General features: G+C 47.6%; 10 protein-coding genes and 2 tRNA genes. All 12 read left to right on the forward strand.

Translation table 11 applies throughout. The features are described from left to right. The 12 genes from carB to BLW49_RS15225 all read left to right on the forward strand — a co-directional run bounded on the left by carB (position 1) and on the right by BLW49_RS15225 (position 14,676). Complete coding sequence (gene carB, locus BLW49_RS15175; RefSeq protein WP_090725411.1) at positions 1–3,219, forward strand: carbamoyl-phosphate synthase large subunit; 3,219 nt, start codon at positions 1–3, stop codon at positions 3,217–3,219. Between the two features lie 106 nt (positions 3,220–3,325). Then, entirely contained in the window at positions 3,326–4,066 is a 741-nt protein-coding gene (gene pyrF, locus BLW49_RS15180) for an orotidine-5'-phosphate decarboxylase (protein WP_305728143.1), read from the forward strand. Beyond that, positions 4,063–4,704, forward strand: a complete 642-nt coding sequence (pyrE, locus tag BLW49_RS15185) for an orotate phosphoribosyltransferase (protein ID WP_076313215.1) — start codon at positions 4,063–4,065, stop codon at positions 4,702–4,704. Before pyrF ends, pyrE begins: the two co-directional genes overlap by 4 nt. A 261-nt stretch (positions 4,705–4,965) precedes the next feature. Next, a complete protein-coding gene (locus tag BLW49_RS15190) occupies positions 4,966–5,736 on the forward strand; it encodes an ABC transporter ATP-binding protein (protein WP_371264563.1) in 771 nt (256 codons plus the stop codon). Then, positions 5,699–6,805 (forward strand): efflux RND transporter periplasmic adaptor subunit, encoded by a 1,107-nt coding sequence (locus BLW49_RS15195; RefSeq protein ID WP_090725413.1) that lies wholly within the window; start codon positions 5,699–5,701, stop codon positions 6,803–6,805. Before BLW49_RS15190 ends, BLW49_RS15195 begins: the two co-directional genes overlap by 38 nt. After that, complete coding sequence (locus BLW49_RS15200) at positions 6,805–9,765, forward strand: ABC transporter permease (RefSeq protein ID WP_090725415.1); 2,961 nt, start codon at positions 6,805–6,807, stop codon at positions 9,763–9,765. The genes BLW49_RS15195 and BLW49_RS15200 overlap by 1 nt, the downstream gene beginning before the upstream one ends. A 1-nt stretch (position 9,766) precedes the next feature. Further along, positions 9,767–10,621 carry an ABC transporter ATP-binding protein gene (locus tag BLW49_RS15205; protein ID WP_090725417.1) on the forward strand — a complete coding sequence of 285 codons (855 nt, stop codon included), beginning with the start codon at positions 9,767–9,769 and terminating at the stop codon, positions 10,619–10,621. 21 nt (positions 10,622–10,642) lie between these two features. Then, complete coding sequence (locus BLW49_RS15210; protein ID WP_090725418.1) at positions 10,643–12,118, forward strand: ABC transporter substrate-binding protein; 1,476 nt, start codon at positions 10,643–10,645, stop codon at positions 12,116–12,118. Positions 12,119–12,241: 123 nt separating this feature from the next. Next, complete coding sequence (locus BLW49_RS28820; RefSeq protein ID WP_170862441.1) at positions 12,242–12,406, forward strand: hypothetical protein; 165 nt, start codon at positions 12,242–12,244, stop codon at positions 12,404–12,406. 92 nt (positions 12,407–12,498) lie between these two features. Next, positions 12,499–12,572 (forward strand) — tRNA-Met (locus BLW49_RS15215). 45 nt (positions 12,573–12,617) lie between these two features. Further along, positions 12,618–12,691, forward strand: a tRNA-Ile gene (locus tag BLW49_RS15220). A gap of 680 nt (positions 12,692–13,371) precedes the next feature. Then, positions 13,372–14,676, forward strand: coding sequence for a hemolysin family protein (locus BLW49_RS15225; protein WP_076313210.1), 1,305 nt, complete (start codon positions 13,372–13,374; stop codon positions 14,674–14,676). Positions 14,677–14,708: the final 32 nt, after the last annotated feature.

Genomic DNA, 14,708 nt, shown 5'->3' on the forward strand with positions numbered 1-14,708 from the left:
ATGCCTATTAATAAAGACCTCAAGAAAATTCTTGTCATCGGGTCCGGCCCGATCGTCATCGGTCAGGCTGCAGAGTTTGACTATGCCGGGACCCAAGCGTGCCAAGCGCTCAAAGAAGAAGGCGTGGAAGTTGTTCTTATTAACAGCAACCCAGCTACAATTATGACTGACACCAATATGGCAGACAAAGTATATATCGAACCGATCACTCTCGACTTTGTCACCCAAATCATTCGTCAGGAGCGTCCAGACGGCCTGCTTCCAACGCTCGGGGGCCAAACCGGTCTTAACATGGCAGTGGAACTGGCTCGTGCCGGCGTACTGGAAAGTGAAAATGTAAAATTGCTCGGAACCCAGCTTACTTCGATTGAGAAAGCGGAAGATCGCGATCTGTTCCGTGAACTGATGCGTGAGCTTGAACAGCCGGTACCCGAAAGCACGATTGTAACAACAGTAGAAGAAGCAGTAAAATTCGCTAATGAGATTGGATACCCAATCATTGTTCGACCTGCTTATACGCTGGGTGGAACAGGAGGCGGTATCTGTGCAGATGAAGAAGAGCTTCTTGAGACCGTAGCTTCGGGTCTTCGTTACAGCCCGATTACACAGTGCCTCGTTGAGAAGAGTATCGCGGGAATGAAGGAAGTCGAATATGAAGTCATGCGGGATGCTAACGATAACTGTATCGTTGTCTGCAACATGGAGAACTTTGACCCGGTTGGCGTGCATACAGGCGATAGTATCGTCGTGGCTCCAAGCCAAACGCTGTCCGACCGCGAATATCAAATGCTTCGCTCGGCGTCACTTAAAATTATCCGTGCCTTGAACATTGAGGGTGGATGTAACGTGCAATTTGCACTGGATCCGCAAAGCTTCCAATACTATGTTATCGAGGTTAATCCGCGTGTCAGCCGCTCTTCTGCACTGGCTTCCAAAGCAACGGGATATCCGATTGCCAAAATGGCGGCCAAGATCGCACTCGGCTACACACTGGATGAGATCATTAACCCGGTAACAGGTCAAACCTATGCATTCTTTGAGCCGACGCTGGATTATATCGTAAGTAAAATCCCGCGCTGGCCATTCGATAAATTTACATCCGCCAACCGCAAGCTGGGTACTCAAATGAAAGCAACCGGCGAGGTTATGGCGATTGGGCGTACTTTTGAAGAGTCCATCCATAAGGCTGTCCGCTCTCTCGAGATTGGTGTCCACCGCATCTATCTAAAAGAAGCGGCAACACTCGAAGATGAGGTACTTAGAAACCGCCTTGCTAAACCGGACGATGAACGTATGTTCTTAGTCGCTGAAGCATTCCGTCGTGGATACACGCTTCAAGAAATTCAGGATATTACAAAGATCGACTGGTGGTTCCTTGATAAGATTGAAGCCATCGTCAAATTCGAAGACCAGATTCGGTCAGAGAAAGAACTGACTGCGGAAACATTGTATCAAGCGAAACGCATGGGCTTTACTGACCGTTCTATTGCCGAGCTTCGTGCTGAAGGTCAACCAGGGACAGCTCATACGAAGGAAAGTGAAGTCCGTGAATTGCGTGAGGCTCAAAACCTGCGCCCGGTCTACAAAATGGTAGATACGTGTGCAGCGGAGTTCGAAGCAACCACACCATACTACTACTCAAGCTATGAAACCGAGAATGAGGTTCTTCCTTCCGACAAGGAGAAGATTGTGGTACTGGGTTCGGGTCCGATTCGGATCGGCCAAGGTATCGAATTCGACTATTCCACAGTCCACGCGGTATGGGCGATTCAAAAAGCGGGATACGAAGCGGTTATTATCAATAATAACCCTGAAACAGTATCCACGGATTTCAATACGTCTGACCGACTCTACTTTGAGCCATTGTTCTTCGAAGACGTAATGAACGTAATTGAGCAGGAGAACCCGATCGGCGTCATCGTGCAGTTCGGTGGACAAACCGCAATCAACCTGGCTGCACCGCTTGCTGCAGCAGGTGTGAAGATACTGGGTACGGATCTTGCGAGCATTGACGAAGCGGAAGATCGCAAGAAATTTGAAGCACTGCTGTCCCGATTGTCGATTGCACAGCCGCAAGGCAGCACGGTTACTTCTGTAGACGAGGCTGTCGGCACTGCACAAGGTCTGGGCTACCCGGTGCTGGTGCGTCCTTCCTACGTACTTGGCGGACGTGCGATGGAGATCGTTTACTCTGACAGCGAGCTGCTCAGCTACATGGAGCAGGCGGTGAAGATTAATCCTGAGCACCCGGTGCTGATTGACCGCTATATGCTGGGTAAAGAGGTTGAAGTCGATGCAATCTGTGACGGTGAAACGGTCCTGATTCCGGGCATTATGGAGCATGTGGAGCGCGCAGGTGTTCACTCCGGTGACTCGATTGCGGTATATCCTCCGCAGCATCTAGAAGCACATCTGAAAGAAAAAATTGTGGATATCACGATCCGAATTGCGAAGGAACTCAAAACGATTGGACTCGTGAACATTCAGTTTGTTATCTATCAGGATGATGTGTATGTCATCGAGGTAAACCCTAGATCTTCAAGAACCGTTCCATTCCTGAGTAAAGTAACCGGTATTCCAATGGCGAATCTGGCTACCCAGGCAATTCTTGGCAACAAGCTAGCTGATCAAGGATATGTGGATGGGTTATGGCCGGAGAGTGACCATGTATCGGTTAAAGTACCGGTCTTCTCCTTCGCGAAGCTGCGCCGTGTGGAACCTACGCTGGGACCTGAAATGAAATCTACGGGTGAAGTTATGGGCCGTGATGTACTTTACGCGAAGGCTTTGTATAAAGGGCTGATTGGAGCGGGCATGAAGATTCCGTCTTCCGGTGCCATCATCGTCACTGTAGCGGATAAAGATAAAGACGAGGCCGTATCTCTGCTCGGCGGCTTCTACAAGCTTGGCTACAAGATTATTGCAACTGGCGGTACTGCGGAAGCACTCGCTAAGGCGGGAATTCCGGTGCAAACAGTCAACAAGCTGAGCGAAGGAACCCCGAACATTCTGGATATGATTCGTACAGGTGAAGCGAACTTCGTATTCAATACGCTGACAAAAGGTAAAACGCCGCAGCGTGACGGATTCCGTATTCGCCGGGAAGCCGTTGAAAACGGGGTTGTATGTATGACTTCTCTGGATACAGTACGCGCGCTTCTGCAAATGCTGGAGACCATTAACTTCTCCTCCGAATCCATGCCAGCGTTCAGCCGCTGATTCGTATAAACAATATCTTAAGGACATCGATAGAGCTCTGAATCAGCGGGCTTTATCCGATGTCCTTTATAACGAACAAAAGAAATGGAATGGAGGAGAGCGGCGGATGCAATTAACTTCTGAATATAAAGAGATGGCCGGACGCCTCATGGTCGCATTGGACTATCCAGATGCAGACAGTGCCAGACAGCTGATCGACCGTCTTGAGGGAATACCTTGTTACATGAAAGTCGGAATGCAGCTATTCTATACGGCAGGACCATCCTTTGTGAAGGAGCTGAAGGCGAAAGGGTATTCTGTATTTCTGGATGTGAAAATGCATGATATTCCCAATACAGTGAAGGGTGGCTCACATAGCATAACCCGGCTGGGTGTGGATATGTTCAACGTTCATGCAGCGGGGGGCAAGGAGATGATGTCTGCTGCACTGACAGGAGCGAAACAGGCAGCGGAGGAGGAAGGACTTACAGTTCCGACGATTATCGCAGTAACCCAGCTGACAAGTACCAATCAAGCGACGATGAACGATGAAATAGGCATTCCAGGCGATGTCGAGACGGCTGTTGTGCGCTATGCCTTACTCACCAAGGAAGCGGGACTTCACGGTGTGGTTGCTTCACCACTGGAGGTAGCTGCAATCAGAGAAGCCTGTGGACATCAGTTTTATACAGTTACACCAGGTATTCGCCCTGCGGGAAGTGCGGTAGGTGACCAGTCCCGAATTCTTACACCCGGACAAGCCATTGCTGGAGGCAGCAGCTTCATCGTTGTAGGCAGACCTATAACAGCCAGTGAGAACCCAAGAGCAGCAGTAGAGCAAATTATTGAGGAGATGATGAATCAATGACAACACTAACGCAAATTCCAGAACAGCTGGCATCCAAATTGTTACAGATTAAGGCGGTGGCACTGCGCCCGAATCAGCCTTTTACCTGGACCTCCGGCATTAAATCTCCGATCTATTGCGACAATCGGCTCACGATGTCTTATCCCGAAATCCGTGATCTCATCGCTGAATCGTTCGCAGCTGTGATTCGCGAGCAATATCCCGAAACAGAAGTGATCGCGGGAACAGCAACGGCCGGCATACCTCATGCCGCATTTGTTGCGCAGAAGCTGGGCCTTCCGATGATTTACATTCGCGATAAGGCCAAAGGACACGGTAAAGAAAACCTGATTGAGGGACTTGTCCGCGAGGGGCAAAAAGTCATCGTCATTGAAGATTTAATCTCCACTGGAGGAAGCTCTTTGAAGGCTGCGAAGGCGGTACAGGAAGCGGGTGCTGATGCGCTTGCCGTACTGGCAATCTTCAGCTATCAACTGGATCGGGCAGCGAAGGCTTTTGAAGAAGCAGGAATTCCACTGCAAAGCTTGTCCAATTATACAGCGCTGACTGAAGTGGCTCTGCGTGAAGGAGCTATTGCCGAGGCGGATCTGGCTTTGCTTCGCTCCTGGCGTGAAGATCCAAGTTCATTTGGAGTGTAATATAAAAGGTTCTATAGATAGGCGGCCCTGCGGAGGGCCGTTTTTTTGTTGATCCAAACAAATGAAATTTATCTTTAAAAGGTTGTAACTTATTCCTGTTTCCTGTCGTTTATAATGCAGATAGAAATATTTGTAATTATATTCTAGTTATTTCCTTGTGGTGTTTGGGGGTGAGTTGTTATAAGAAACCCATTTCGCAGCAGAAAAACGCAGGATGATGACAAACGTTCTTCTATATTTGTTCAGGAGGAGAATAATGCATTGCCTGAGAGAGAGCCTTCTCTTGAGATGATCAGCATAGAAGAGAAGAACGAGTCTATAGGACACTCGGATTCGGATCCATCTCAGCTGGAATCTAGCGAGCCTGTTCTTAAGGTGTGCAATGTTCATCGCAGCTTTGAGACGGGGGGGAAGGCGATTCATGTACTGAAAGGCATTGATCTAGAGGTCCATGCGGAGCAGCTTGTTATGCTGAAAGGAAGGTCAGGCTCGGGGAAGACGACCTTGCTAAATATGCTGGGCGGCCTTGATCAGCCAACCAGTGGTGAGATCTATTTTAATGGAAGGCCCCTGCATGATTCAGGAGACGGGAGTCGCACCAAGCTCAGACGACAGGATATTGGGTTTATTTTTCAAGCGTATGCTCTGATGCCCTTACTGTCTGCATGGGAAAATGTAGAGCTGTCCCTTCGGATGGCGAATGTTCCAAGGAGTGAATGGAAGGAGAGGGTGGCTTATTGCCTTGATATGGTGGGCCTTACCAAACGAGCGAAGCACCGGCCCTTTGAGCTGTCAGGCGGAGAGCAGCAGAGAGTCGCAATAGCCAAGGCCATAGCACACCGCCCGAAGCTTCTGCTCGCGGATGAACCAACGGCAGAGCTTGATTCCAAGATGGGAGCACAAGTGATGGCCGTTTTTCGAAATATGATTGCAACAGAGCAAGTAACGATCTGCATGACGACACATGATCCTACGATTTTGGAGGTTGCAGACCATGTTCATGAGATGGTGGACGGTAAATTCATTACATAACGAATCCTATACCAGCTGGAAGAGACGCCTTCGGAGCATTGCACTAGTTGGTGCAGCAGGTCTTATGCTCAGCGGCTGTTCCTTACTACCGGCAGAACCAGAAGAGGAGGTACTACCCCCGATCACACCGCCGACCATATCCAAGAAACCGGAATATGAGGTTCGTACAGAAACGATTGAAACCAAGGTTTCGGGTTCCGGCAAGCTGATGAGTCAGAGAGAGGAGAAGGTTTATTTTACACTGGATGGCATGCACATCAAGGAGCTGTTCGTCAAACCGGGAGATAAGATAAAGGCTGGACAGCAAATTGCTGTGCTGGATGTGGAGGAGCTGGAGAAGCAGATTCGCCAGAAGAAGCTGCAGATTCGAAAAGCGGAAGTTCAGATGAAGGAGACACTCCGCAAAAAAGACGAGATGGACCCTGTCGAATATGAAGAAGCTGTAATTACGTTTGAAGAGCAAAGACAGGAACTGGCCGATCTGGAGGAGCAGGTAGGCAAATCAACGCTGTCAGCCCCTTTTGCAGGCACCGTGCTGAGTGTTCAGGTGGAAAAAGGAGCTGCTGTGAAGGCATACGATCCGATTGCGACTATTGCTGACACATCCAATCTCGTTGTTGCCGCTACTTTTGCCAAGAAGGATCTGGAAGTCATTGCACAAGGAATGAAGGCTGAAGTGGATATCAATGGGGCAGGTACGCACACAGGTACCATTCAGGTGATGCCTATGGAATTGGCCGAAGAAACGGGTTCTGGAGGAGAAGGAGGAGCAGGGACACCTCCTGCACAGGAATCACTGGACCAATATGTCATTGCTCAGCTGGATGATTGGCCTAAAGGCTTAAATCGCGGTACCCCCCTTACCGTATCGATTGTAACTCAGCGTAAGGAGAATGCTGTTTTAATACCGATCTCTACACTTCGATCCATTGGATCCAGAACTTATGTACAAGTTGTAGAGGCGGATGGTAGCAAGAGGGAGGTTGACGTTGAGGTAGGTCAGCAGACATCGACGGATGTTGAAATCCTCAAAGGTCTGACGCCCGGACAGAAGGTGGTCGGAAGGTAATGAAAGGAATGCCCTTGTTGCGCCTCTTGGCTCGAAAAATGTGGAACACCAGATGGCTCACGCTAAGTACCTTGCTTGGTCTTATTGTGGCTGTAGGTTTCACCGTCAGCATCCCCATGTATGCAGATGGAGCGTTAAAGCGTGTCGTCGCTCAGTCTTTGGAAGAAGAGAGCAGTGGTATGCCTGCAGGTTCTCTGCTCATGAGCTATCAGGCGGCAGGAGGAACGAAGACAGACCTTGCCTCGCTGAACGAAGTGGATCGATATATTAGGGAAGATGTTTCGAGCAGCATCGGCTTCGATCACAATACTTATCTTAACGTCCGTACGATCCGCAGCACGGAAGTTAGTCCTGAAGATCCTACCAAAGTTGACGCCAGCAGAATCAGGACCATGACCGCTGGCTCAATGACTGATTTAGAAGATCATGTAACAGTGACTCAAGGTGTTATGCCAGGCAATCAGGTGCGGGATAACGTGATTGAGGCAGCGATGCTTGAGGAAGGTATGTATCGAAACGACCTGCATGTCGGTGACATCCTGGAATATCCGGTATACAGCGGGCTTGATCTGACGCTGAGGGTCAAAATTACTGGTGTTTTTACTCCGGATGATCTGACCGATCCTTATTGGTTCCAGGGATTTGAAGGAATGATGAATGGACTGTATATTGATCCGGAAGTGATGAATACGTATTTGCTGAGTGAAAAAGGTGTTCCGCTTCAGACCTCCAGATGGTACTACGCCTTTGATCTGGGTGAGATTCAAACGAGCCAGCTTCCAGGTCTAGGAAGAACACTCGAACGGTTGGATATCGAATTGTATCAACGATTAAAGGACACCAAAGTCGATATCTCCTTCGGTGATTTGCTTGCTAACTTTAGAGCCCAGAGCTTGCAGCTGCAGACCATGCTGTTCACACTTGCGGTTCCGATGATTGCCATGGTCTTCTATTTTATCGTCATGAACGCAAGACAATCACTTCAGAAGCAGGAGAGTGATATTGCTGTTCTGCGGAGCCGGGGAGCATCGGCCAGACAGATTATTTTATTGTATTTGCTGGAGGGTCTAATACTCGGCGCGGCAGCTATGATGGCAGGTCCATTTCTTGGCTGGTTTATGGCGAAGAGCATAGGGTCTGCCAGCGGATTCCTGGAGTTCGTCGATCGCAAAGCCATACCTGTAGGTGTAACGCAGGATGCACTCTGGCTAGGCCTTGTTGCGGTAATTGCGTCCATGATCGCTTCCGTTATTCCGGCAATTAATTATGCAAGAGCGACAATTGTGGATGCCAAGCGCCGACAGGCGAGAAGTGATCGTAAGCCGATATGGCAGCGGTGGTATCTCGATATTTTATTGCTCGGTATTTCTGGGTACGGCTACTATCTGTTCTACGAACGCCAGATGCTCACCTTTCAAACAGGAATGACAACCGATCAATTGCAGGTGCAGCCATTTTTATTTTTTGTGCCCGCCATCGCAATATTTGCTATGGGTCTGTTCTTTTTGAGGTTATTTCCGTTGATTCTCAAACTGATCCAGTGGATCGGCCGCAAAATTTTTCCGGTTCCACTCTATCTAACGCTGACTCAGCTCTCTCGGTCTTCATCTTCTTATTACCCGCTTATGATCCTGCTTGTATTGACTCTGGGACTGGGTGTGTACAATGCATCTGCTGCAAGAACCATTGATCTGAACTCCACAGAACGTACGCTGTATGAATATGGGACGGATGTCGTTATGCAGACGGTATGGGAAGGGTCCCCTGAATTGACTCCAGTCAACGGAGGAAATTCGGGAGGGGGAGGCAACCCGAACGAGCCTGGGGGCAGTTCTGGCGGGGGAGGAAATAACAATGGAGGAAATACAGGCGGCAATCCCGGTGTAAGTCCAGGGGGCGGGGGCAATTCCGGCGGTGGAGGGAATCCGGGCCCGGGTGGAGGCGGCGCAGCACCTGGTAGAATGATATACTCTGAGCCGCCTTTTGAAGTATTCAGGCAGCTGCCAGGCGTAGAGCACGCTGCCAGGGTTCTGCAAACCAAAGGGAATGTCATTGTCTCGGGTAAATCAGCAGGTCAGGGAATGATTGTAGGCATCGATAATGTAGATTTTGCCGAGGTGGCCTGGTTCCGTAATGATCTATTTCCAGCTCATCCGAATCGTTATCTTGATCTGCTTGGTCATTATGAAGGGGCCGTCATTATTCCTTCCAATCTTGCGGAGAAATATCAGCTGGAAAGTGGAGACATTGTTTCCATTGCTCTACAGGAGCAGATGATCGAATTTGTTGTATTTGGTATTCTGCCATACTGGCCGGCACAATACCCGGATCAGACACCATTCTTCATTGCCAATTTGGATTATATCTACGACCAGGTTCCGATGATTCCATACGAGGTGTGGCTCAAGATGGAGCCCGATGCTTTAGTTGCTCCTCTGATGACGGAGTTAGCCGATGCAGGGATCGAATTGTCCTCTGTAAAGGATGTACGTACCGAGCTTGTTGCAGAGAGCAAGCATCCTTCGCGAGGCGGAGTTTTTGGAATATTAAGCCTTGGATTTCTTGTTTCCATTATTATTTCATTAATTGGTTATGTACTGTATTGGTTCTTCAATCTGTCAGGCAGAGTCGTTCAGTTTGGTGTGCTGAGGGCGATGGGACTCTCCAGAGGTCAGCTGAGCGGGATGCTGCTGCTCGAACAGGTATTTACGGCAGGGTTATCCATAGCACTAGGGATCGGTATAGGTCAGCTGGCCAGCAGATTGTTTCTTCCATTCCTGCAGACGACAGATAATGTAGAGACTCAGGTGCCTCCGTTCCGGATCGTGTTCGAAGCCAGTGATACGAATCAGCTGTATATCGTAACCGGAGTCATGCTCTTCATTGGAGCAGTGATGCTGTTATGGCAAATTCGCAGACTCAGAGTACATCAGGCTGTGAAGATGGGAGAGGAGCGCTGATATGATTCACTGCGAAGGATTGGTCAAGATTTATAAAACCAGCGAGGTTGAAGTGGTAGCTCTTCAAGGTCTGAACCTGACTGTCGAAGATGGTGAGATGATGGCCATTATTGGCAACAGCGGCAGCGGCAAATCAACACTGCTTAATATCCTGGGGGGGCTGGATCGTCCTTCTGCTGGAACAGCGGTTGTGGGAGATTGGGATCTGCTCAAGATGACCGAAGCACAGCTTGTGGAATACAAGAGACACACCGTCGGCTTTATCTGGCAGAACAATGGCCGGAATTTGCTTCCCTACATGACAGCTCTCGAAAATGTGGAAACACCGATGATGCTTGGGGGGAAATATGATCGGAGCTATGCAAAACAGCTGCTTGAATGGGTAGGGCTTGAGCACCGAATGCACAGCAGACTTCAGCAATTATCAGGGGGAGAGCAGCAGCGGGTCGCTATTGCGATCTCTCTGGCCAATCGGCCGCGTCTGCTCCTTGCTGATGAACCTACAGGTTCTGTTGACAGCGAGACAAGCGACCGGATCATGGATATATTTCGCAAGCTCAATCGGGAACTGGCCGTCAGTGTTGTCATTGTCACTCATGATCTGGCCCTAGCTAATAAGGTAGACCGAATTGTTGCTATTCGTGACGGGCTTACCAGCACCGAATTTGTGAAACGCAACGCCAATTTGGACACAGAGGTTGTTCCAGGCATGAGCGAGGTGCATGAAGCGTTTGTCATTATCGATCGAGCAGGCCGTCTTCAAGTGCCGAGAGAGTATTTAGAAGCGCTGTCTATTGATAATCGGGCTACTCTTGAGTTTGATGGTGAGCGTATCGTCATTACGCAGCCGAAGTAACCATAGAAAGGGAGAATGGGAATGATAAAGAAATCTGTATTTAGTCGACCCGTCATCGCTATGCTGACATGTATGACTTTGCTGACCCCACTTCTTGCAGCATGTACTTCTAATGAACCATCTGAAGATCAAGAGGAGAGAGTGCTTCGAATCGGGACCGTGTACGGAAGTAATGATGACACCTATTTTAGACAGCAGTATACGGATATTTTTGAGGTGCTGAATGACAATATAACGATCGAAATTGTACCTGCAGTAGACCAGGATCAGTATCAATATTTCGACTATACCAAGAATGAACAGCCAGAGCAGCCAGACACCTTGGAAGCAGTCAAGAAGCTGATGACCGGCGAGAATCCAGTGGATGTCATTGTCGGAGATACCTCTCTCTTAAAGTCGCTTATTCAGGAAAATATGCTGACACAGCTTGATCCGCTTATTGCCGAGGATGAGTTTGATACGACGGATATTGTGCCGACTGTGCTGGATGGGATCAAGGATATGGGAGATAACAACTTGTATGCACTGACACCTACTTTTTCATCCTCTGCATTGTTTTATAACAAAGCGATTTTTCAAAAGGCCGGGGTCGAACCACCGGCGGATGGAGCGACTTGGGAAGATATATTTGATCTTGCAAGACGTGTAACGAGTGGTGAAGGCAAGGATCGGGTTTACGGCTTCTCCTTTAGTCAATATGCCGGAGATCCGTTCTACAATGTTCAAATGTATGCTGGTCCATTGCAGCTGCGTACCTTTGATGACAAGGCGGAAACGATGACAGTCAACAATGATTCCTGGGAGAGAGTGTGGGATACTGTGGCTACTCTGGCTCGGGACAAAATTGTGCCTGGTCAGGAGATGTTTGAATATCAAACGGAGCAGACCGAGTTCAATCCTTTTCAAGGCAATATGTTTATGGAAGGAAAGCTCGCTATGGTTGTTTCGGACTACAGTTATGTCACAAGGCTGATTAATGATAACAAGTACGCTGAAACGGATGATAAGTTTGACCCGATTGATTGGGATGTAGTGACTCCTCCTGTACATCAGGAGAAACCGGGCATTGGCGGGAGTGTATATTTAAGCAGCCTGATGGCCATTAACAGCAATGCTCAAAATCCAGAGGATGCATGGGAATTCATTAAGTTTCTGAACGGTGAAGAATGGGCTAAGGTCAAGGCAAGGAGCAGCTATGAGATGGTGTCACGGAAGAGCTATATCCAGCCTAAGGAAGGACTGGATTATAACATTGCCGCTTTCTACACATTAAAGCCGATACCCCCGACAAGCACGGATATGAACACACTGTACCAGAAGATGCCGAATCTATGGCAGGTAGACTCCGTGGGGCAGAAATACTTCAATGAAGTTGTAGAGAATAAGAAGACACCGAAGGAAGCACTGGAAGCCTGGGAGCAGGATGGAAATGAAATGCTGCAGAAGCTGAAGACAGATCCGAAGGCGAGCTTCGAGGATAAATTAGGTGCAAACTAAATAAAATGATCAAAAGGGCCGCTTGATTAAATTTCATCTTGCGGCTATTTTTTTCGCATTTGGGTATCCTAATGGTAGAAAGGAAACAGCATCCACTATGGAGTCAAAGGAAGATGAACACGAGTGAAATGGGTATATTATTCAAGATTATACGGAAGTAAGTTTCAGGCGGGCTGCTTCGCGAAGCGGATGGAGCAGGACGGATGGATCTATGGACATGATGAGCCGCAGCAGGTGGAGGTATACAAATCACGTAAGGGGCGGTATGGTGTCCGTTTTATTCCGTAATTAGCAGCATTCGTTCCTCCAAAAAAAGTGCCTTGACAATTCTATTACACATCATGTATATTATTAGATGTCGCTGTTTTAAGTTTTAATGACGCGGGGTGGAGCAGCTCGGTAGCTCGTCGGGCTCATAACCCGAAGGTCGCAGGTTCAAATCCTGCCCCCGCAATTGTTACATACAGCGTACTCATATGTGTAATAGAATATTGATTCAGGGCCCTTAGCTCAGTTGGTTAGAGCGGTCGGCTCATAACCGATTGGTCGGGGGTTCGAGTCCCTCAGGGCCCATACCTGAACAGCCTTTGCGTAATAAGCAAAGGCTGTTTTATTTTATTTTCTTAGATCGATTTCATATTCATATGAAATGGATTCATTCTTTTCTCTTACAATATTGTAAGTAATGTGTGAGTTAACTTCATAGCAGAGAAAGAGGATCAAGTACATTTATATATAGGTATAGGCATGCAAAATGGTGGGTTTAATAGAGCAATTTTTGTTTAATTGGTCCATATATTGTTTATATAATTTAGACTTTTCAATATATTGTAGAAAGAATGAGTTTTGTACATTCTTAATGAATTCATACGCTGGACTTATATCAAGGTACGATAACATTACCTTTTGTATAAGATCTTGAGGCATCGGCAGCTATTATAAAGCTGTAACCATAACGTTGAACTGGATGGTTAGCAATCAATCATGATATACTTGTAGGAATATTACGGAGGGGAGGTGGACACATTGGGAAGGCGTTACTGTATTTTGAATCGCAGACGCAATTAAACGAACGGAAAATATTCAAGCGGGCTGATCATGATGGCATGAACAAGGTTCTTCTCATGAACACCGCCCCTCATCGGCCGAAGTTGTAATGTATATTTCATTCGAACTTTTAAATTTAAATACAGTTATTCAATAGAGATGCTGTAAATATTCCTGGAGGTGAATCCCTCTTAAGAGGGAAATTATTGGACATTATCACGTTTACCAATTTAATATTACTTGTCATATTACTTGCGCTTACTGCGTTTTTCGTTGCTGCTGAGTTTGCTGTAGTTAAGATACGAATGTCGCGTATCGATCAGCTTATCGCTGAAGGAAACAAGAAAGCAGTGGTTGCCAAAAAAGTAGCTACAGATCTTGATTATTATTTGTCAGCCTGTCAGCTCGGTATTACGGTTACTGCACTTGGTCTGGGAGCGCTGGGTAAACCGGCTGTTGAGAGCCTGCTGTATCCGGTTTTTAACTACTTTGATTTGTCCGAGGCTGTTTCATCTGTGGCTTCCTATGCGATTGCATTTATCTTAGTTACCTTCCTGCACGTGGTTGTAGGTGAAATGGCACCGAAGACATTGGCGATCCAATTTGCGGAGAAGATGACCTTGCTGCTCGCAGCACCTCTCTATTGGTTCGGTAAGATCATGTCCCCATTCATTTGGGCATTGAACGGTTCTTCACGCGTTATGCTGCGTGCTTTCGGGGTTAAGCCAGCGGGTCACGAACAGGCGTATTCTGAGGATGAGATCAAGATCATCATGAATCAGAGCTACGAAGGCGGCGAGATCAATCAGACAAAGCTTGCTTATATGGAAAATGTATTTTCCTTTGATGAACGGGACGCGAAAGACATCATGGTTCCGCGTGTGGATCTGGTAACGCTCGATATCGACATGGTTTATGCAGATATTGTTCCTATTTTTGATGAGTATAATTACTCACGGTATCCGGTTGTTGAAGCTGGAGATAAGGACAAAATTATCGGTGTAGTCAACGTGAAGAAGATGCTCCCTCATATCGTAGACGGAAGTGAGCATCGCCTTGAAGAATTTGTGCGTGAGCTGCCGTATGTCTCGGAAATTACACCAATTCAGGAAGCGATGATCAAAATGCAGCAGCAAAGGGTGCATATGGCAGTCGTTATTGATGAATACGGCGGTACTTCCGGGATTATAACGATGGAGGATATTTTAGAGGAGATCGTTGGCGAGATTCGCGATGAATTTGACAGTGATGAGAAGGCCGACATCCAGCAGCTTGGAGAGAACGAATATCTAATCAGTGGCCGAGTCTTACTGGATGAGCTGGAGAAGCAATTCGGCTTCATATTTGACGGAGCTGATGAGGTAGATACGATTGCCGGCTGGATTCAATCCAAGCGGGGGGCTTCTCTTGAGGAAGGCGATGTCGTTGAACAGGATGAGCAGGTATGGAAGGTCAAGGAGATGGATAACTTCCAAATCAAGCAGGTCGTATTAAGTAAAATTCAACAATAATTTTGTTTTTTGTAGATCTTAAATATGTAAAA

Origin of the sequence: Paenibacillus sp. PDC88 (genome assembly GCF_900106725.1) — a bacterium.
GTDB classification, from domain to species: domain Bacteria; phylum Bacillota; class Bacilli; order Paenibacillales; family Paenibacillaceae; genus Paenibacillus; species Paenibacillus shunpengii.